The sequence below is a fragment of the Thermaerobacillus caldiproteolyticus genome (assembly GCF_015326725.1).
Lineage (GTDB): Bacteria > Bacillota > Bacilli > Bacillales > Anoxybacillaceae > Thermaerobacillus > Thermaerobacillus caldiproteolyticus.
The window spans coordinates 2,870,103-2,891,320 of the sequence record NZ_CP064060.1 but is presented as its reverse complement, the minus strand read 5'-3'; the positions used below and the strand labels follow the sequence as shown (position 1 = coordinate 2,891,320).

The 21,218-nt window shown below is 40.2% G+C and carries 10 protein-coding genes; 7 read left to right on the top strand and 3 right to left on the bottom strand.

Going from position 1 to position 21,218, the window contains the following annotated elements:
* The first annotated feature begins 8 nt into the window (after positions 1-8).
* Positions 9-1,550 carry a murein biosynthesis integral membrane protein MurJ gene (gene murJ / locus ISX45_RS14510; protein ID WP_181555456.1) on the top strand — a complete coding sequence of 514 codons (1,542 nt, stop codon included), beginning with the start codon at positions 9-11 and terminating at the stop codon, positions 1,548-1,550.
* On the top strand, positions 1,547-2,818 hold the full coding sequence (locus ISX45_RS14505; RefSeq protein ID WP_194519310.1) for an oligosaccharide repeat unit polymerase: 1,272 nt from the start codon (positions 1,547-1,549) through the stop codon (positions 2,816-2,818). Before murJ ends, ISX45_RS14505 begins: the two co-directional genes overlap by 4 nt.
* A 181-nt stretch (positions 2,819-2,999) precedes the next feature.
* On the opposite strand, the gene ISX45_RS14500 is transcribed toward ISX45_RS14505, so the two are convergent.
* Both ISX45_RS14500 and secA2 read right to left on the bottom strand, forming a co-directional pair.
* On the bottom strand, positions 3,000-3,899 hold the full coding sequence (locus tag ISX45_RS14500; protein WP_181555458.1) for an accessory Sec system S-layer assembly protein: 900 nt from the start codon (positions 3,897-3,899) through the stop codon (positions 3,000-3,002).
* A gap of 37 nt (positions 3,900-3,936) precedes the next feature.
* Positions 3,937-6,288 carry an accessory Sec system translocase SecA2 gene (gene secA2 / locus ISX45_RS14495; RefSeq protein WP_194519309.1) on the bottom strand — a complete coding sequence of 784 codons (2,352 nt, stop codon included), beginning with the start codon at positions 6,286-6,288 and terminating at the stop codon, positions 3,937-3,939.
* A 219-nt stretch (positions 6,289-6,507) separates the two neighbouring features.
* Between secA2 and ISX45_RS14490 the strand changes: the two genes are divergently transcribed.
* The 3 genes from ISX45_RS14490 (at position 6,508) to ISX45_RS14480 (ending at position 13,294) form a co-directional block, all read left to right on the top strand.
* Positions 6,508-9,984 carry a S8 family serine peptidase gene (locus tag ISX45_RS14490; RefSeq protein WP_194519308.1) on the top strand — a complete coding sequence of 1,159 codons (3,477 nt, stop codon included), beginning with the start codon at positions 6,508-6,510 and terminating at the stop codon, positions 9,982-9,984.
* 130 nt (positions 9,985-10,114) lie between these two features.
* The gene (locus tag ISX45_RS14485; protein ID WP_194519307.1) at positions 10,115-11,728 is read left to right on the top strand and encodes an S-layer homology domain-containing protein; all 1,614 of its coding nucleotides are present in this window, start codon (positions 10,115-10,117) and stop codon (positions 11,726-11,728) included.
* A gap of 93 nt (positions 11,729-11,821) precedes the next feature.
* The gene (locus tag ISX45_RS14480; RefSeq protein WP_194519306.1) at positions 11,822-13,294 is read left to right on the top strand and encodes an S-layer homology domain-containing protein; all 1,473 of its coding nucleotides are present in this window, start codon (positions 11,822-11,824) and stop codon (positions 13,292-13,294) included.
* 232 nt (positions 13,295-13,526) lie between these two features.
* Here the strand turns inward: ISX45_RS14480 and ISX45_RS14475 are convergent, their stop codons facing one another.
* Entirely contained in the window at positions 13,527-14,525 is a 999-nt protein-coding gene (locus ISX45_RS14475; RefSeq protein WP_194519305.1) for a C40 family peptidase, read from the bottom strand.
* A gap of 420 nt (positions 14,526-14,945) precedes the next feature.
* Between ISX45_RS14475 and ISX45_RS14470 the strand changes: the two genes are divergently transcribed.
* The gene (locus ISX45_RS14470; protein ID WP_194519304.1) at positions 14,946-17,897 is read left to right on the top strand and encodes an S-layer homology domain-containing protein; all 2,952 of its coding nucleotides are present in this window, start codon (positions 14,946-14,948) and stop codon (positions 17,895-17,897) included.
* A gap of 882 nt (positions 17,898-18,779) precedes the next feature.
* Positions 18,780-20,777: a DVUA0089 family protein gene (locus tag ISX45_RS14465; protein WP_194519303.1), complete on the top strand. Its 1,998-nt coding sequence runs from the start codon at positions 18,780-18,782 to the stop codon at positions 20,775-20,777.
* Positions 20,778-21,218 lie beyond the last annotated feature (441 nt).

The following is a 21,218-nucleotide window of genomic DNA, read 5'->3' as shown; positions in this document are numbered from 1 at the left end:
GGGATAGTATGTCAAAATTACGTATTGCGAGCATCTTGTTTTTGCTATCCACCTTTTTTTTGAAGTTTTCCAGCATGCTTCGCGACATGGTAATCGCAAATTTATTCGGCGATTCGTATGTGACTGACGCCTATATTGCCGCTATGACCATTCCAAATGCGATTATTTTGTTTATGTTGACGGGCATGAAAGATGCTTTTTTGCCTAGCTATTATAAGTATGAGCGGCTGGGAAAAGGCTTTTCTCATTTAACGAATATCGTCAAAGGGACGTTTTGGATTTCTGCTGTGATCACTATTGTTGGGGTAATACTTTCCCCCCTTCTTATTCGTCAGTTGTATCCGAATTTCAACGAACATGGAACGGATATTGCGGTTTGGACAGCGGTGATTTATTTTCTTTCGGTAGCCATTGTTGGTGTGAATGCCGTATATGAAGGATATTTTGACGCACAAAAGAAATTTTCTTTTTCTACATTCTCTCAGACGATTGTCGTGTTATGTACTATCGGTGGAGCGCTTTTGCTCCACCGCCAAATGGGGATTTATTCAGTACCCTTCGGATATTTCGTTGGTACAGTCCTTTCTTTTTTGATTAAGTTATTTTATTTGCGTCCGCGTCACTTTTTATTGTGGAGTCAACCACTAGATCGAAAGGAAGTTTCCTCTTTCTATATGGTATTTTTACCAATCGGACTAACTACTGCGGTTGGACAAGTCAACTTATTTGTCAATACGTTATTCTCAGCAAGGCTGGGAGAAGGAGTTGTTTCTGATTTAAACTATGCATTCCGGCTTGTCAACATTCCGCAAGCGATTTTTGGTGTTACCATCGCAACGATTGTATTTCCTTTGTTAGCAGAGGCAAAAACCAAAAACGACATGAGATTGTTTAAAGTAGGGATTGAAAAAGGACTTATCTACATGTTTTTATTTTTGGCCCCTACTGTGGCAGGAATGCTGGTTTTAATGAAAGAACTCGTCCAAGCTTTTTATGAACGCGGCGCCTTTACGGCAAGTGCAACGGCGCAAACGAGCGAATATGCCGTGCTTTATATGGGCTCTGTCCTTTTCTATAGCATTCAAGCGGTGATTGCCAAAGGTTTTTATACATTGGAAAAAGGTCACTACATGCTAAGAGTGGGGATCCTTTCTATTATTGTCAATATTATTTTTAATGCGATTTTGTCCAATACCATCGGTGCAGCAGGCCTTGCTTTATCTTCATCTCTTGTAGGTCTTGTGTATTCAGTCATTACGTTTACGACGCTGTATAACATTTCCGGTGGATTCCGTCTTGCTGTGATTGGAAAAGAATATGCAAAAATTATAGCCTGTGCCGCTGTGATGACGATTGTACTTCTCTTCATTAAGTATAATTTACATGCCGAGCGACTTTCGCTTATTCCTTATTTAGCGGTGATGATCATTTCTGGAGCAGCGATTTATTTTGTCGCATTATGGTTATTCAGAGTACAATCATTCAAAGAAATTCTGACGAAAGGGAGGATTAAAAAAGTTTCTGCTTCGAGAGAAACTGGAGAGTTATGAAGCGATTGGGAATTTTGCAAAAGTGGAACAATCATATCGATTCGTTTTCACCTTATTTTTTCTTTCCTTTTATCTTAGTTCTCTATTTTTCTGTTAGTTTGTTTGATTTTGGAAAAGTGGAGTACTTTGAGGCAAATAAAAATATTTTATGGCCTCTGCTAGTGGGGCTCGTCTCCTATTTAGCAGCGGTTCATATTGTTCAAAAGAAAAATTGGATGTTTCCTTCATTTGGACTAAAGTTTTTGAAAGGAAAAACCGTTTATTTTTTGTATGCACTCGGGTTCATTGGCCTTGTGAGCTATATTATTATGTTAGTAACAGGGCAAATCGGTATTACCGATGAGTCGGTTCGCAGACACCTAGATCCGAAGCTAAACTTTTTAAGTTCATTTTTATGGTTTTCGGTTCTTTTCCTTATTTGTCAACGTGTGGTGAATGAGCATCCATTAACAAAGCAGCGCAAGCGGACATATCTGATTATTCTTTTTATTATCCTTGTATTGCTAGTCTTGATGGGATATCGCACACCGATTGCAATTATATGTTTTACTTGTTTAATCGTCTTCCATTACACGATTAGACGCATTAAACTATCGTGGTTACTAACATTTTTATTTGTTGTGGGACTCGCTCTTTCGTTGTTTGGCTTTTTCCGTGTCGTAACGGAAGATCCGACGAAACAGTTCAATAGCCACGAAGGTCCAGATGTACAAAGAAGTGAAGAGGAAGTTGACCGTGATTTAATACTCATTCGCAAAATTAATGAAACGCCAAAATGGGTTCGCGGTCTAACCGAAGCGAGTGTAACAGGAAGAATTGTGTTAAGCAAGTTAATGGAATATACAGATAAGCACGGTTATATGCATGGAAAGCTTCATGAGGGTATTTTTTCCACCATTTTACCGGGAGAACAGCTATCTCCGCGTATGGAAATCACCAAAATGGTTAATTCTCTTACGATTGAGAAGGGGAAATATATCACTCGTCCTGGACGTACAACGACACCGACGTTGCTAGGGCAATTTTATGTAGAGGGCGGCTATTTGGCGATTATCATTGGTTTTGCCTTATACGGTATGATATTATCGATGCTATATAATCAAATGAAAAGCTCAGGACTAGCGTCTTATCAAACAGTTTCATACGCTTTCATTACGACGATTTTTATGATTTCTATTCATACAGGATTACTAGATTTAGTTTTCTTATTGATGATCGGCTACGCTATTGTATCCGGAGGAATTGAAAGAAGAAAAACAATCATATAAAAAAATAATTGTTATATAAAGCTACCGATGGTAAAATATACTTGTAAGAAAGATATTATTTCCTTCTGTAGCAATATAAAACAGGGACCTCGGTTGGTAGCCTCTGGGAAAACCGTCCATCTTATGGTGGACGGTTTTTTCTGTAGGAATAAAAAAAGGGCCCTGATAGAGCCCGATAATATCACGATTCCTGCGTTTGCGGCAGAGACACTTTCCATGAGCGGAAGTCTGGGTTTTCTTTTGTTACTAATGATTTTGGGAAAATAAATGTCCAAGGCTTGCTTGTGTTTGCTTTTACTTCAAAATCATTAAGGGTAAAAGCCCCGCGCGCGACGATATCCCCAGCAGCATCTTCCACTTGCAGCGGCAATTGTTGAATTTCAATGTTTTTGTCACTTCCGTTACGAATCAGCAGTGTTACATGAAGGTCGCCATGCTCTGTTTGCTGAATTTGCAGCCCCATAAAATTGACTTCTCCTGGTTTTGGTGGCTGAATGGATTGAACGAGAGACTGTAGTTTTTGCTTATCTTCATCTGCTAGGCTTTTCTCCCAGCTTTCAGCTAAATCGAGTGAATGAGTTTTTCGGGACGTTAGCTCAAACGCAAGCTTCCAATCCACGGCAGGAATTTCGCTTGTCCGCAACGTATCATGTTCAAATAAAAATTTCCATGGTCTGCTGCTGCGGGGAGGGATCTCTCCAAGCTCCGATAAATCAAATACTTTGCGTGCAAGGATTTCACCATTTGGTCCGATTAACAAAAGCGGCATAGTAGAAAAGGTAATCGGCTTTGGCAAGCTGCTTCGTACAAAAGCAGTGACCATGTATCCTTGTTTTACTTGTTTTAGCTCGATTCCAGAAAGAGAAACTTGATTTTCTTTTAACGGTTTCTGTTCATTGTTTAAAAATTGGTAGTAATATCGCTCTTCCACGCTGATCGACCATGTTGGATGAAAAGATAGCTCTGGATGTATTTCTTCGTCGGTTGAATGAGCAGATTCTGTACTAAACAGCTCATTAGAATCGACTACGGTGTCTAAACCGTCTTGTTTTGCATGTCCTCTTTTAAAGAATGATAACATATCGTTTTCCCCCGTCGGTTTTTTAGTGAAATTTTCATTATTTCTTTATTTTATCGGAAACGAGATAGGCTAATTTACGACAAGCATCGCCTTCGATTTGGCGGTACATGTGTGTAAATAACTCGAACCCTTCACGCTGAAATTGGCGAATCGGATCTTCTTGGCTGTAATAACGCAATCCAATCCCTTCTTTTAAGCGCTCCATGGCATCAAGATGATTGAGCCAATGATAGTCAACCGTTGAAAGGAGAGAAGGCTTCAATTGAGATTGTACGCTTTCATCATCCATCAAATTTTGCAGCTTCTCGACATATTTTTCAAGGGAATGGAGCACAGATTGTTTTACGTCTTCTATATCGTCTATGTTTTTGGCAATTTGCACGGAAGGAGAGATGATGATCTCATTTAACCTCGCAGCTAAATGCTCTACATCCCATTCCTCAGGAGCTGACTCTGCCGGGCAAGCTTGATCAATTTCATATGGAATATACGAACGCAACATGTTTACTACAATCGAGAGCGGGTTCTCTGTTTCAAGAATTTGGTTTCTTAATTTGTAAATAGTCGTTCGCTGGTCGTTTAGCACATCATCAAGCTTTAAGTTATATTCGCGAATCGAGAAGTTGCTTCCTTCACAAATGCGCTGTACGCGGTCGACGAACTCATGAATATCTTTATTCAAGATAAGACCATTTTCATCCGTTTTCGCTTTCTTTTTCCACTTTTCCACTTCTTCGTTCGCAAAACGGCGGAACATATCATCTTCGAGAGAGATGAAAAACTGCGAGCGTCCCGGATCTCCTTGGCGGCCAGCCCGTCCTTTTAGCTGGTTATCGATGCGCCGCGATTCATGTCGTTCCGTTCCTAAAACGAATAAACCACCAAGTTCTGCGACCCCTTCTCCCAGCATAATATCTGTCCCGCGTCCTGCCATGTTTGTTGCAATCGTAATCTGGCCTTTTTGTCCTGCCAGTGAAATAAGTTGAACTTCTTGTTCGATCGTTTTTGCGTTTAATAATTGAAAAGGGAGATTTTCCTGTCTTAAATATTCTGCTACCTTTTCGGATTGTAAAATCGATGTCGTTCCAATTAAAATAGGCTGTCCAGTCGCATGAACTCGCTTTGCTTCTTTAGCGACAGCTTTATACTTTTGCTCGACAGTCAAAAACACGCGATCGGGCTCATCCACGCGAATGACCGGTTTGTTCGTCGGGATTTGCACAACGTCCATTCCGTATAGTGTCTGAAACTCTTTTTCCTCTGTTTTCGCTGTTCCCGTCATGCCAGACAAAATTGGATATAGTCGAAAGTAGTTTTGAATCGTAATAGAAGCTTGAGTTTTATTTTCTTCTGTTAGCTCCAATCCTTCTTTTGCTTCAATTGCCTGATGCAATCCATTGCTTAAACTGCGACCTTCCATTGGACGGCCTGTAAACATATCGATTAATAGAATTTTCCCGTCTTTTACAATATAGTCGACATCGCGCTGAAACAACACATGGGCGCGCAACGCTTGAATGACATAATGGTAAAGCGTCTGATGCTCTAAATCGTACAAGTTATCGATGCCGAATCCTCGTTCAATTTTCGCGATTCCTTCTTCTGTTAAGTTTGTCGTTTTTGTTTCCTCATCATAGTAGTAATCGATGTCTCGTTTGAACGTTTTTACGATGCGTGCACATAAGTAACTTAATTCGGAGCTCACTCCTGTTTTGCCGGCAATAATCAGCGGAGTTTTTGCTTCGTCAATGAGAACGCTGTCGATTTCGTCAATAATGGCATAATGAAATGGCCGTTGTACACGTTGCGATACATCATAGACCATGTTATCGCGCAAATAATCAAAACCGAACTCGCTGCCAATGCCGTATGTAATATCAGCTTGATAGGCTTTCTTCTTTTCTTCCGTTTCCATCATCGGAAGATTTAAGCCAACGGTCAATCCTAAAAACTCATGAATTTGTCCAATTAACTCCCGGTCCCGCTTCGCTAAATATTCATTGACGGTAATCACGTGCACACCTTTTCCTTCTAAAGCACGCAAATAGCTTGGCAGCGAAGCGACTAGCGTTTTCCCTTCTCCTGTCGGCATTTCTGCGATATTTCCTTCTGTTAATACTAATCCGCCAATGAGCTGTACATCGAAATGACGCATGCCAAGCACGCGTTTGGCAGCCTCGCGCACAACGGCGAACGCTTCCGCTTGAATATCAAATATGGTTTTTCCGCTTTCAAGCTGTTTTTTAAAATAAAATGTTTTTTCTTTTAATTCGTTATCTGATAGATTCACTAATTCTTGTTCTAGTTCATTAATGTGAGCAACAATTTTGTAATAGTTTTTTAATCTTCGTTCATCGTTGCTCAATAACTTCTTTACGTAGGATAACATTCACAAGTCTCCTCCAAGCTTGTCAAATAGTCTCCTATACAGTATAGCATTGTTCATTTTTTGTTTCATCTTCGTGGAAATATTTCTTTATTCCTTTCATAAATGGATTATAATGTAACTATCAGGAAAAATTTATAAAACTATGAAACTTTTTTTAGTTTTTTTCGTTAGTATTATTGAAATCTATTTTTTTTACAAAAAGATTAGGGGGAACTGAGCATGAAAAAATGGCAAAAGGCTGCTCTTTCTTTTGGACTGGCTTCAACGCTTGTCCTGCCTAGCTTTGCCCAAGCGACGACGCTGCCGCCGCTTGAGCAGTTGAAAAAGCAACCATACAACGTTGTGAAAGCACCACTGGCGTACAAGCAGCTTGAGGAAGCGCAAAACCAAATCAGCGAAGATACGCTCATCGTCAAGTACAAAGACAAAATTCCAGCAAGCGTTCATCGCAGCCTCGGTGCGAACGTGAAAAAATCGTTCCCGCAGTTAGGCTATGATGTCGTCACCTTGCAAAAAGGAAAAACATTGCAAGAAGTTGCACGCAACTATGCAAAATTAAAAACGGTGACGAGCGTAACACCTAGTTTTACATACAAGAAGCTTGGTACAAATGATCCGAAAAATGAGAAAATGTACCCGCTCTCTTTATTGCAAATTGATAAAGCGCTGCAACTCGCTGGCAAACATAGCGTAACCGTCGCAGTCATCGACACAGGTCTTGATATGAAACACCCGGAATTAAAAGCACAACTGTTGCCATCTTATAATGCAGCGAACCCGGCGAATCCGGGGGTCAAAGATCTTCATGGAACGCACGTTGCCGGTATTATCGGGGCAACGGCCAATAACGGTGTCGGTGCACACGGCATCAATCCGAACGTAAAAATTTTGCCGATCGACGTTTTTAACGGCGGCGCAGGGGCAAGCGACTATGTCATCGCCCAAGGAATTTTATATGCGATTGAAAAAGGGGCGAAAGTCATTAACATGAGCCTCGGTGGCTACTTTAATTCGCCGATTTTAGAAGATGCGGTGAAAAAAGCGATTGATGCAGGAGTCACAGTCGTTGCCGCAGCTGGAAATGATGCGACGGATATGTACTCCATACCGGCATCCTATGAAGGGGTTATTAGCGTTGGTGCAACCGACAGCAAAAACCACTTAGCTAATTTCTCGAATTACGGCCCGTCTGTTGACATCGTTGCGCCGGGAGTCGATGTATACAGCACCGTTTATGATCCGACAAAAGGAGCTTCATTTGCTGAATTAAGCGGAACGTCAATGGCTTCTCCGGTTGTCGCTGGCGTGGCATCGCTTATTTTATCAAAATATCCAAACTTAAAACCATATGAGGTCGAAGCGATTTTAGAAAAAACGGCAACCGATTTAGGTGAAAAAGGATACGACTTGAAATATGCGAATGGTCTTGTCAACCCAGTTGCTGCGCTTCAATTTAATTTAAAGAACTTGCCGAAAAAAGAAACATGGAACGATGAAACCATTCTTGCCAAAGCTCTTCCGGTACAGCTAACAGAAAAGCCATATACAAAAACAGGAAGCTTCAAGACACCTGAAGAAGTTCATTGGATGAAAGTCGATTTACAAGCTGGAGAAAGCGTTCAAGCGGTGCTTGATGGCGCAAAAGATTACGACTACAAACTGATTTTCCGCTTCTATCCGGAAGGAAAGAAACAGTCGGACAAGCCAATCAATGTCAATGACACGCATGCCGGAGAAGTGGAAGGAAAATTGTATACAGCGAAAGAAAATGGCACTCTTGTCATCGGCGTAACAGATGCAAACGGCAACTACAGCTTGCAAGGCAAATCAACATATACCTTAACATTGCAAAAGTTTGCTGAGTTAACGGCGGACCCATCAACAAAAGACAATCCTGTCGCCATTGAACAGCTTCCATTTGATAGCGAAAAGACAGAATTTGCTCCGTTCACATTTGTTCCAGAAAATGAGAAGGAAGCCGATAAAGACTATTTCAAGCTGACGGTGAAAGAACCAACGACGATTAAGCTAAATCTTTCCGCTATTCCGGGAATCGATTCATCGCTAAGCGTCTATTTTGCTGAAGACTTTTATCGTCAAGCTGATCCGAATGCAAAAGAACAAGAGTCTCCTTCTCCAATCGCAATCGCTAATAACAACGGAAGCGGAAAAGGTGAAACATTAACGTTTGAGGCACAGCCGGACACGGAATATATTATTGAAGCTTCTAGTGAGCCGATTAGCGATTTTGTATATTACGGTTCTTATCCGACAAGCAGTGATGAGGGAAGCGGACTTCCTGCTTCAGCGATTCCGTATCGCTTAACAGCGGAACAAGTAACGAGCCCGCCGGATGAAGACGGCTATCCATCATTCGAAAATCCGGAAGAAAACGGATCGACAGAAGAAACGTCGCCAGCAGCGGAACAACAGCTAAATCAAAATACGAAAAAACGAAACGCGATTATTGTTGAGGACGACGGAACTTGGCGCAATTTTGAAAAAGAGGATGTACAACAAATTAGAGAACAAGCCCTTCCTTACAATATTGGCGGTAAGCAATCAGGGTATATTCAATTTGGCGAAGACCTCGATTTTTATAAGCTTTCTGTTAATGAAACAGCCATTTATCAATTTACCTTTGATACACCAGACGACATGATTCCGTGGGCGACGATTTATGAATACGATGCAAAACAAGATGATTTATCTCCAGTCGCCGATTATTACGGCTACGATTACTTTACCGGCAAAAAGACATCATCGTTAACGCTGGTATTAGAAAAAGGAAAAGAATATTATTTATCCATGGCAAACGACAGCTACCAACCAGTTTCTGATCCATATACATTTGTATCGAAAAAATTGATGGATGCTCCAAAAGATGCGAACGAAAATAATAACGAGCCGATTCGCGCGACCGTCGTTCAACCAAACAAAGTAACGACAGGGAACCTTGTTTTACCAAATGATGTTGATATTTACTACTATAAACACCGAAAAGCCGATGAAATCTTTACGTTCTTTGCGCGGCCAAACAAACTGGAAAATGAAGCGAACTTACCGGAAGACTTGCGCGGTACATTAATTCCGCTTATCACAGTTGTCGAAGATACGAATGGCAATATGAATATCGATCAAGACGAAGCATCAAAGGCGATCGATTTCTGGCCGAACGAATTGAACCCGATGTATGATGTGAACGGTTCGTTTAAAGCGAAAAAAGATACAGGCTACTTCTTTATCAACAATGGTTTTTCTTGGGGAGGATTGTCGCTACAATCATACCGCTTTGGTATCGAAACATTGAACAAAAAAGATGAAGATGCTGCATCTGTTGTGAAAAACAATGTGCCATCCAAACCGTTAGGCTTTAAAAAAGAAGGCAGCACATACAAAGCAACGGGCTATTTGAATACGTCCGTCGATTATGGCGACAAAGACTACTATACATTAACTGTGACGAAAGACGGAAAATTCACAGTCAAATTAGATGGATCAAGCACGATGGATGGTGTGATTTCCATCTATAACGAAAAAGGCGGGCTTGTGCAAACATTCGACTATTATGGTGAAGGTGATAGCGAAGTCGCTACCATTTCATTGAAAAAAGGAAAATATTATTTTGTCGTCGAAGACTCTTTTGCCCGTCCAAACGCACAACCATATACGCTTTCGATTTCACCTGTAAAATAATAATGAAAAAAGATGCTTTGAAATGCTAGATGCATTTGAAGCATCTTTTTTCTCTCTAACAAACATTTTTCTGTCTTGCTCCGAATCTATGGTACTATGAAATTAGAAAATATATAAGGAGAAGAGCATAATGCGTAAATATGCGGTCATTTTTCTATTTTTCGTGATGTTCCTCTTTGGTGGAAAAGCGGCTGATGCCCACGTCGTCGACCTCACAAACAAGGCGCAGGCTCAAAGCAGTTACGAAGACTTTTATCCGCTCATCGCCCGCTATAAAGGAGCAAGCGGAGTGACGATTGAAAGCTACAGCACGAAATGGCGCACGACAGCGCAATTAAAAGCACTTGAAGCAGAGCTGCTGGCGAATAAGCATGGCCCTGAGCTTTCCCTTCTTGGGAAAATCATGATTTTTCCTGATTATCCGGCAGGAGAGAATGTACTTGGGCAATACTTTGCCGAATACCAAATCGGAAAAACATTAACGCTTTTACCGAACCGCATCATCCATTTATATGGCGGCAACGATTTTACAACCGTAGAGCAAATGGCGACGACACTAGCTCATGAATACGGTCATCATTTTACGTATTACTATTTGATCAATAAGGAACAGCTGCAGCCGAGCGATTGGCTTCGCTCCAAATACGCTGCAGCGCGCGAGTTATTCCGTTACCCGTCCGTCCATGTTAATGCAAGTGGAGCATATGAATGGTCACTTCCGGAAATTTTAGCCGAGGATTATGTGCAATTATTCGGTTCCAGTCTTGCGTTAAAAGGGCATATGCAAATGAATGCCGCGCTGCCGACACCGTTTGAACTGCCGAGTGAGGAAGCCTATTGGCACGATCAGTTAGGAAGCGACTATGTGGTGCAATCGCCGCTTTCCCTTTTATTGACAGGCTACTCACCGAATTCATTGAACGCTTCTTATTACAATTTGCGTCTATATTTGTACAGCCCGAAAACAAGCGCGTATGTGAATGCGCAAGACGGAAACGGTCGTTATGCCTCCGTCTACTTGGATACGTTTTCTAGTGGTGTGAGTGAAAAATGGTACGATCCTTCAAAACTAAGCGATGATGTTTCTTGGTTATTCCAGAAAGACTGGAACGATAGCGTCTTATTCCGTGCGGTTCAACATGCGCAGAAAGGATTTAACCGCGGCTCAACGACGTTAAAAGTAAACTATGGCAACATCGCTTCAAGCGTAAGCACTCGGCCGCTTTTTCCTGACATCGATGATGAAGAAATGAAGAAAGCAGTGCAGCTTTTATATGAACGGGGAGTTGTGACAGGCTATTCGGACGGTACCTTTCACCCAAGCGAAAAGCTTCTTCGCCGCCACGCCGCACGCATGCTTGTCAAAGAACTTGGTCTTACGCTGCCTGAAGGCTATAAAGTGAAAGCAACCGACATCAAAGCAGGCGATGTTGGCTACGAGGACATGGCGATTGCTGAGGCGTATGGATTATTCGGTCAAGGCGGGAAGCTTCGTCCGAATGAATACATGACGCGGGCACAAATGGCAGCTGTCCTTGTTCGAGCGTATGCAAATGTGTATAAAAAGCCGACGACGAACCGCTCGTTTATAGATGTTTTACCGTCATTTTGGGCGTACGATGCCATTAACACTCTTGCCGATAACAGCATCACCATCGCCAACCCGTTTCACCCGAACGACACCGTGACACGTGGTCAATTGGCGTTATTTTTAAAGCGGACGCTGGACAAAAAAGAACAATAAAAAAGAAGGGTCTGACATTTTACGTTGGGTTAGATTTGTTGCCTATGAATCTACAATTTTTATTAATATATGTAAAAAGGATGGGGGAAGCTTATGCGAAGCATGGTGGCGAGTTTATGGGCGGTTTTGGCCATTCTGCTTGTTCCTCAAGCGGTGGCCCATGCCGATATTCTTGATGAAACGAACCAAAAAATTGAAAGCAGTAAAACGAAGCAAAACACTGTTAATCTGACAACTGTGGAAATTAAACAATTATTGTACGAAGCAGCCAATAAATACGACATACCAGCAGAAATTTTAAAAGCGATGGCGTATGTTGAAACGGGAATGAAGCAATTTGATGATATGGGGAATCCTATTGTCACAGAAGACGGCGGCATTGGCATCATGCAAGTCACATTAACAGATGAAGAGCTTCAAGCTAAAAAGATTGATAAAGAGCGGCTTATGTACGATACGAAATATAATATTGACATTGGCGCGCAAATATTAAAAGAAAAATGGAACTGGGCCGGAACGCGCATTCCGAAAATAAACGACCAGAATCCCAACATCATTGAACACTGGTATTTTGCGGTAATGGCGTATAACGGTTTGTCAAAGCGCAATGACCCGAATTTACCGCATGAGAAAAAGCCATATCAAGAGCGTGTGTTTGATATCATTCGAAATCATAGTCTCGTCAATGTCAAAAGCATTCCAAGCTTTGAAGTGGAGTATTCCGATGAAAATCAACCGGACATTATATATTTTCCTGTTAAGCAATACACATGGCCGCAATTAAATACAATGACCACCCAACATTATAAAGCAGGCGATAAAGTGTATACATGGAACAAAGACGCGTCATATTCCAACATTCGTAACGGGGTCGATGGTGCGGTTATTTTGAAAGCGGCTCATTATACACCGCTTGAAATTGTCGGAGGTCCTTATGAATCAGCAGCTAATCCGTATAACCACTATGTCTATTATCATGTTAGAGGAAATGGAATTGACGGGTATGTTGCTTCCTCCAATGTTGTAAAAGGAGAAGTGAAAATTTTTACAGATATCTCTAGCAATGAAGTTGCTTCTGCTGTTACGTACCTTTCTCTAAAGGGCGTGATTAACGGATACACAGACGGAACATTCCGGCCAAATGACAAGCTTCTTCGCCGCCATGCAGCGAAAATGTTGGTCAATGAGCTTGGTCTGAAGCTTCCGAACGGATATGTACCAAAAGCAAAAGATATGAAACCAGGGGATTTAGGATATGAAGAGATGGTGATTGCGGAAGCTTACGGTTTAATGGGACAAGGGGGAAACTTGCGACCGAACGAATATTTAACGCGCGCGCAAATGGCTTCCATTTTAGTTCGTGCGTATCAACAGTATTACGATACGCCGCAAACACAGAAAACATTTGCGGATGTGCCGCAGGATTTCTGGAACTACAAGGACATTAATACACTCGCTTACAACGGAATTACAGTCGTCGATACGTTCCGGCCAAATGAGCACGTGACACGCTCACAATTTGCACTTTTCTTAAAACGAACGCTGGAGAGAAAAGAGCAAGAGTAATAAAAAAGAGATGGTCTCACCAAATGAGACCATCTCTTTTTTTAGGATCGAATCGTTCCAATTCATTGTCCGGAGTTTTTAGTGTTTGTTAAGTCCTCCGCTTTTCTTATTGTCTAGCTCGGCTCGCAGCTCCTCGGGGTCAAATAACCTTCACCCTTGAGGTGTCGAGCACCTCTGCATGCGAAGAACATTAGCCCTGCGGAGCTAACTGCTCGCCTCCGCTTTTCTTATGTTACTCATGGATGGAACGATAGAGGAATACAGCGAATTGTGCCCGGCTAACGGTGTCGTTTGGACGGAACGTGCCATCTTCGTATCCGGTTGTGATTCCCGAAGCGGCTAATGCTTGAATCTCTTTGTACGCCCAAAAGGTCGGCGGCACATCGGTGAACGATCGATGTGTAGCTGGTGGTTTCAATTGAAATACTCTTGTTAAAATAACAGCGAGCTGGGCACGAGTTAAGTTATCTTCAGGACGGAAGTTTCCGTTGCTGCCAGTTAGAAACCCTTTTTTTTGCATCGCATTAATCGCACCGATTGCCCAATGGTCAGAAGACACATCTTTGAAAATAGCTGAACGGTCAGAAAGATCAAGCTGTAAGTATTCTCCTAAATAAGAAGCGACTTCAGCACGAGTAATCGGCTCGTTCGGCTTGAAATAGCTATCAGCATAACCGATCATTAATTCATCTTCTGAAAGTGTGCGAATTTCGTTAAATGCCCAGAAAGATGTAGGAATGTCTTGAAATCGCCCCGGTTGCAAGCGATAAGCGAGCACCCTTTTTGCCCCTATATATGTTTTCCCCCAATAGTATGGATCGTCCAGCGATGAAATGATAACCCCTTTGGAGGAAGAAGAGTGAATAAACTTTCCATTTCCTATGTATATTCCAGCATGGGAGACCCCATTGCCATCTGTATCAAAAAAGACGAGATCACCGACGCGCAAATCTTCCTTTTTCACGCTTACTCCCATTCGATACATCTCTGCCGTCGTTCTCGGAACGTCGATGCCGAGCGAACTATATACGTGGTAAATGAGACCGGAGCAATCAAATCCTTTCGCTGTCGTTCCGCCCCACTGATAAGGAACGCCAACATATTTTTTGGATGCGGGAATAATCTTGTCGTAATTCACTGCAACATGATTTGTCTGCGCATTTGCTGGCGATTCGCTCATCCACAAAACGCTTCCGCACATAAGCATCACCAACATCAGCTGCCTTCGCATATTCGACACATCCCCTTCTCTATATAAAAATTTCCCGAAATTTGTCGCTGTTGGTAGTCTAACATATTTGCAGATTAGTGAACTTTACATTTTTGTAACAAATTTTTAGGCATGAAGGGGACTAAAGAAGCATAAAGTAATCCTGTTGAAACAAAAAAGTCAGAAAAAAAAGAGCGAATTTTTATGAAAAACGCTTGCATAACATGGCATTTTTAGTAGAATATTAGCTAGAGAGAGAAATTTGTGCACTTTTTATGGCATCCAACATAGGAATACATTGACAAAGTGCCTATAAAAAACTATACTAGTAATTGTTTAGTAGCTAAATTTAAGAGGGGGAAACTATACATAATAAATAATCTCTTAAATTTAGTTTTAAATACTTATAGAAATTACCATAAAAGGGAGGAAATAATACAGATGGCTTACCAACCAAAGTCTTACCGTAAATTTTTGGCTGGTTCTGTATCTGCTGCGCTAGTAGCTACAGCAATCGGACCAGTGGTTGCGAACGCTGCATCATTCAGCGACGTAGATCCAAGCGATTCGCATGCAGCAGACATTAGCGCATTAGTTGAAAAAGGATACATCAAAGGTTTTGAAGATGGTACATTCAAACCTTACAGCAACGTTACACGCGGTCAAGTAGCGAAAATCTTCGCGCGCATTTTAAAAGAGCAAGGATTCCAAGTTCCTGCTGACAAAAAAGCGTTCGATGATGTTCCAGTTGACAGCAAAGACCAAGAATTAGTAGAAGCAGCTGCAATCGTTAAAGCAGCAGGCGTAATGACAGGAACTGATGGAAAATTAAATCCATCTCAAAACATCACTCGTCAACAAATGGCGAAAGTGCTTGTAGAAGCATTCAAATTAACAAAACCAGCTGATTTCAAATCTCAAATCACGGATTTAGAAAAAGCGGACGCTTATGCTCGTGACTATATCCAAACATTAGAAGCGAACGGCGTAACAGTTGTTAAAGAATTCAATCCAAAAGGCACTGTTACTCGCGCAGCATTTGCTTCATTTGTAAAACGTGCGTTGGATGTGCAAGAGGCAGCAAAAGCACCTCAAGTTGAATCGGTAAGTGCGATTGGCGCTAAAAAGTTAGAAGTTAAATTCAACAAAGCTGTTGATGACACAAAAGCTAAGTTTGAAGTGAAAAAAGGTAGCATCACGGCAAATATTGCTAATGTTACTTTTGCTGCTGATAAAAAGTCCGCACAAATTGAATTAACAAGCAAACTTACTAAAGGTGACTACACTGTAAGTGTAACTGGATTAACTGATACAGCTCTTACAAAAACGGTCACAGTTGAAGATGAAAAAGTATCTAAAATTGAAATTCTTTCTGAAAATGCAGTTTTAGATGCATCTGATGCTTCCATTGTAACTGTAGGATATAGAGTGTATAACCAATATAACGAAGATATCACTAAAACTGCTACTTCTATTGTGCCAACTGCGAATGTAGGTGCAACAGGTACTGTCACAGCTGATGCTTCTACAGGAGTAATTACTATTGATAACGATAGCAATTATAAGGCTGGTGACAAGATTTCTCTAAGCTTATTAGATCCAGCAACATCTACTTTCACATCAAAAGTTTTAACTGTTTCTGATAAAGCAACTGTTGCTGATGTAGCTATTACAGGCATTTACAATGAGGATAAAAATGCGGTGCTAGACACTGATGCAACTGCTAGTGACTTCCATCTCCTTGTAACTGCTAAAGATCAATATGGTCAAGATGTACCTGTTTCTAAAATCGCAAATGATGTAGTTGTCACTATTTCTGATACTTCAGTGATTGATGTAAAAGGTGGAGCAGCTACTCCTATTTTTGAACAAGTTACAATTGACGGTAAAAAACAAACAGTTCTTGAGCTTAAAGCTCCTTCTGGCGGATTAAAAGCTGGAAAAGCAACTATTTCTATTATCTCAAAATCAACTGGTAAAGTGGCTCAATATGTTGTAGAAGTAAAAGAGGGAGTAAAAGCTGACGCAGTTACTTTAACAGCTCCAGAATTAGTGGTTGCTGGTGAAAAGACAGAAATTCCATTCTCAGTTCTTGATTTGGATGGAAAAGAAATCACAAAAACATCAGTTCTTACTGGAGCTAAAGGAGTTACTTTAGCAGATAATGATGCTAATGCATCTGTTTCTTTCGTACAAGATGCTAAAACTGGTAAAGCAAAATTAGTCCTTGATGACACTGCAGGCTCAACTGCACGTAAAGTAATTATTACTGCAACTTCTGCTACTGGTAAGGTTGCTACTTTAGTTGTGGATATTAAAGATAAAGCAGAAGCTAAAGTTATAACTGCTACTAAAGATGTAGTGACTGACTTAGCTGTTGGTGGCTCATTCAACTTAAATAAAGACAATATCGTTGTGAAAGATCAGTATGGTCGTACTTTCGACTTAACTGGAAAGTTAGCTCCTAAATCGCCAACTGCTACTGATGCAGGAAAGTATCTAGTTAAAGTAGAAAAGGTAGATACATCTGCTGATAAAGTAAATCTTTCTACTGATACGGTTATTGCATCTGATAATGCTAATGTAACTGTAACAGGCGCTAAAAAAGGCTCTGAAACAATTAAGTTAACACTTCAAAAAGTAGATGCAACTGGTAATGTTCAAAACGTTGCTTCAAGTGAATTGGAACTAAATGTTAAAGTTGCTGAAAAAGCTGATATCGTTTCTTACGAATTAAAAGATATTGATCCAATTTACGACGAAGAAGGAACTACTGCAACTGATGCATATACAAGAGATGTTGTAGTATACGGTGTATTAGCAGACGGTAAAAAAGTAGTTGTTCCTGCTTCAGAATATACAGTTATTACAGGTAATAACAAACTTGTTTATGACAGTGATACTGGTAAATTAAACGTTCCAGTAAAAGATGGTTCAAATAATGCGATCGACATCGTTGGAACAGATGGTAAAGATGTACCTGTAAATGTTAAGGTAATCATTAATGCACCAAATGGTCCAGTAATCCTTGAAAAAGCGGTAACTGTTACAAAAGCGGCGCCTAAAGCAGATAAAATTGAGTTAAAATCTGCTAACGGATTGACTGTTTCTGATAGTGTCGTAACAGGATCAGTAGCTGATGTAGTAGACAGCAGTAAGCTTAAGGGAATTCTCAAAATTACTGACCAGTATGGTGAAGATATCTCTTCTTCAGCTAATATAACGTTAACTGCAACTAACTTAGTTAACTCTGATAACGATGGTACTGTTCCATCTGTCACTGGTAACGGTACTTCTACACTTACATTTACTGGTGTAGAAAGTGGGGACGCATTCAATTTAACATACGTAGTTGATGGTAAGGTTGTTACAGTTAAAGTTATTGTTGAATAATTGTGGTAAAGATCTTTGTTTTCTATCAAAGATCTCCAAAAAGCCCCGCGGAGATTTTTCTCCGCGGGGCTTTTCTTTTTTATTAGGTCTATTTCTTACTCAAATTCCTGTTGTTTTTTCGAGTTGGCTTTGGCGAGCACATAGGCCGGAAGAGTGTGATTCAATGTAACCTCCAAAGCATGTGCAGAATCCTTGTACACTCATCTCTACGTCATACATGTTGCGCACATATTTACGAATGATAGGAGTCGTTCATGAAGCGGTATACCCCAATACTTGGTCAGAAGGAGAATTTTGCTAGCACCATTGGCTTGAGTTCTTTTTGTTGTTCGATCTTTAAAAAATATGGGAGTCCTAGTTCCCCTTTTCGTTCTAATAAGGAATTTATCCATCTCATTAAACGTTTTACATAGGTAGAGACTGATTGACGATGAAGATGATACAAATGGGGCGACTTTTTGCCGGGACAAACAGCCATGATACACATGAGTAAATAAATATTATCTTGTTGCTTCTCTAGCTTTCATAAATCGGTTGGTGTGAGATCGTGTGTGACGTATCATGAGACGTGTCATTGTTTCTTTCGCTTCTTTACTCTTACGTTTAGACAGGAATGGGGAACAATATCCAGACGAAGTTGAAAAAGTTAGTCAGAGTTGAATCAGTAATATATTTCATGTACTCTAAGGACTTTTGGAGGGTTATACAGCTTATAGTCGAATTTTGTCAAAATATATAGGTTTTTATATTAATTTGAATTATAGTAAAATAGAACTAAAAAAACCAAGATGGAAGGTGGTAGAATGGTAATTGCTTAGATAAGGTAGTTATTTAATACATTTTTACATAAAAAGTACTGAGTTGCATAAGAGGTGAACTGTGTTGAAGATTACAAAAAAGGCAATTTCTTCTTTTATTGCATTTATTCTCTTATTCAGTATAGCCATGTTTAAAGCTGATCTTGTATTTGCAAGTTCAGTGATAGAATTGCCATTCGATACACAAGTGTCGGGGAATATAACGGATTCTGACGATGAACAAATTTATCAAGTAACTTTAAATCAAGCTGGAAGAATTACAGTCAATTTAGAATCATATATAGATGACGTATACTTAGATTTATATGATGCCAATGGAGAAAAAGTATGGTATACAGAGCACATTTACACAGGAAGCCCAAGCAATCCGAAGAAGTGGTCTGGATGGGAAGATTTAGAGGCAGGTACTTATTATATAAAAATTAGTAAATACTCTGGAGATACAGGAAAATATAATTTAAAGGTAAGCTATACTGCAGCAAATAATAACGAAGTAGAACCGAATGATGGGACCGAAGAAGCACAGCAGTTAACGTTAAATAATCAAACAGTAAACGGTTTTATCAGCTGGAATGACGATAGCGATTTCTACAAAATTGTATTACCGAAAGCTGGCAGAATTGCAGTCAATTTAGAATCATATATAGATGACGTATACTTAGATTTATATGATGCCAACGGAGAAAAAGTATGGTACACAGAGCATATTTATACAGGGAGCCCAAGCAATCCGAAGAGGTGGTCTGGATGGGAAGATTTAGAGGCAGGTACTTATTATATAAAAATTAGTAAATACTCTGGAGATACAGGGAAATATAATTTAAAGGTAAGCTATACTGCAGCGAATAATAACGAAAAAGAACCGAATAATGGTACTGAAGAAGCACAACTGTTAACATTAAATAATCAAACAGTAAACGGTTTTATCAGCTGGAATGATGATAGCGATTTCTACAAAATAGTGTTGCCGAAAGCTGGCAGGATTACAATTAATTTAGATTCATATATAGATGACGTATACTTAGATTTATATGATGCCAACGGAGAAAACGTATGGTACACAGAGCATATTTATACAGGGAGCCCAAGCAATCCGAAGAAGTGGTCTGGATGGGAAGATTTAGAGGCAGGTACTTATTATATAAAAATTAGTAAATACTCTGGAGATACAGGGAAATATAATTTAAAGGTAAGCTATACTGCAGCGAATAATAACGAAAAAGAACCGAATAATGGGATTGAAGAGGCGCAGCAGTTAACATTAAATAATCAAACAGTAAACGGTTTTATCAGCTGGAATGATGATAGCGATTTTTACAAAATAGTGTTACCGAAAGCTGGCAGGATTACAATTAATTTAGATTCATATATAGATGACGTATACTTAGATTTATATGATGCCAACGGAGAAAAAGTATGGTACACAGAGCATATTTATACAGGGAGCCCAAGCAATCCGAAGAAGTGGTCTAGATGGGGAGACTTAAAGGCAGGTATTTATTATATAAAAATTAGTAAATATTCTGGAGATACAGGGAAATACAGTCTAAGCGTTCAATGCCCATCATTATTGCCTGCTCCGCCTACAGTAAATGAAGTTAGTAATAAAAGCACAACAGTTATCGGCAAAACGATTGCTTATGGCGCCGTATCCGTAAAAATCAACTCTAAAGTGTACACCGGAAAAAGCGATAGCAAAGGTTCGTTCAGTATCAAGATTCCAACACAAAAGGCAGGAACGAAGCTTTATATTACGGTAAAAGATAAATACGGTTATACGAGCAAGGAGCGGGTTGTTGTTGTAGTGGATAGAATTCCTCCTGCTGCTCCAATTGTAAATAGTGTTACTAGTAAATCTAAAGTGATTACAGGGAAGGCGGAAGCGAATTCCACGGTCATTGCATATGTGGGAAGCAAAAAAATCGGCAGCGCCAAAGCGGATAAGTATGGGAAATATACGATTAAAATAACACCTAAAAAAGCAGGAACGTCCATTAAGGTGATTGCCGTTGACGGATCTGGAAATAAGAGTGCTGGAAAAGTTGTAAAAGTGAAAAAGTAAATAAATCACAAATCGGTTGTGGATCTGGTTTTCGCAGCTTTAAAATTGAAAAACTGCAGGAGAACCAGATCATTACCTCATTAAATAGGTTGCATGCTTGTGCACTATGGACATTGTAGAAAAGCTCTGCGGAGAGGAATCTCTGCGGGGCTTTTCTTTTTATTTATATAATTTTAGAAAGGGAAAGATAAAAACAATGGTGATCATCAATAGCTTGCAATAATGATGTAGCTATAATGGATCAGAAGGAAAATGAAAAGAGGATTTCAAATGGGAGACTACTTATAAATGAAAGAAGCGACTTTCAGATGCTGCTGGACTGCCCCGCTTATTTGAGACAAAGAAAAAACGTTTATGCTGCCTGTTTCCTGAATCCAGCAGGAGATAGGCAGTTTAATTGTGTCTGAATTCGAATTTCGTTATAGTGTGAATCAAGTTTTT

Coding starts and splice junctions, on each gene's coding strand:
- ISX45_RS14470 (WP_194519304.1), top strand. CDS start 14,946: ATGGCTTACCAACCAAAGTCTTACCGTAAATTTTTGGCTGGTTCTGTA.
- ISX45_RS14485 (WP_194519307.1), top strand. CDS start 10,115: ATGCGTAAATATGCGGTCATTTTTCTATTTTTCGTGATGTTCCTCTTT.
- ISX45_RS14490 (WP_194519308.1), top strand. CDS start 6,508: ATGAAAAAATGGCAAAAGGCTGCTCTTTCTTTTGGACTGGCTTCAACG.
- secA2 (WP_194519309.1), bottom strand. CDS start 6,288: ATGTTATCCTACGTAAAGAAGTTATTGAGCAACGATGAACGAAGATTA.
- ISX45_RS14500 (WP_181555458.1), bottom strand. CDS start 3,899: ATGTTATCATTCTTTAAAAGAGGACATGCAAAACAAGACGGTTTAGAC.
- ISX45_RS14475 (WP_194519305.1), bottom strand. CDS start 14,525: ATGCGAAGGCAGCTGATGTTGGTGATGCTTATGTGCGGAAGCGTTTTG.
- murJ (WP_181555456.1), top strand. CDS start 9: ATGTCAAAATTACGTATTGCGAGCATCTTGTTTTTGCTATCCACCTTT.
- ISX45_RS14480 (WP_194519306.1), top strand. CDS start 11,822: ATGCGAAGCATGGTGGCGAGTTTATGGGCGGTTTTGGCCATTCTGCTT.
- ISX45_RS14505 (WP_194519310.1), top strand. CDS start 1,547: ATGAAGCGATTGGGAATTTTGCAAAAGTGGAACAATCATATCGATTCG.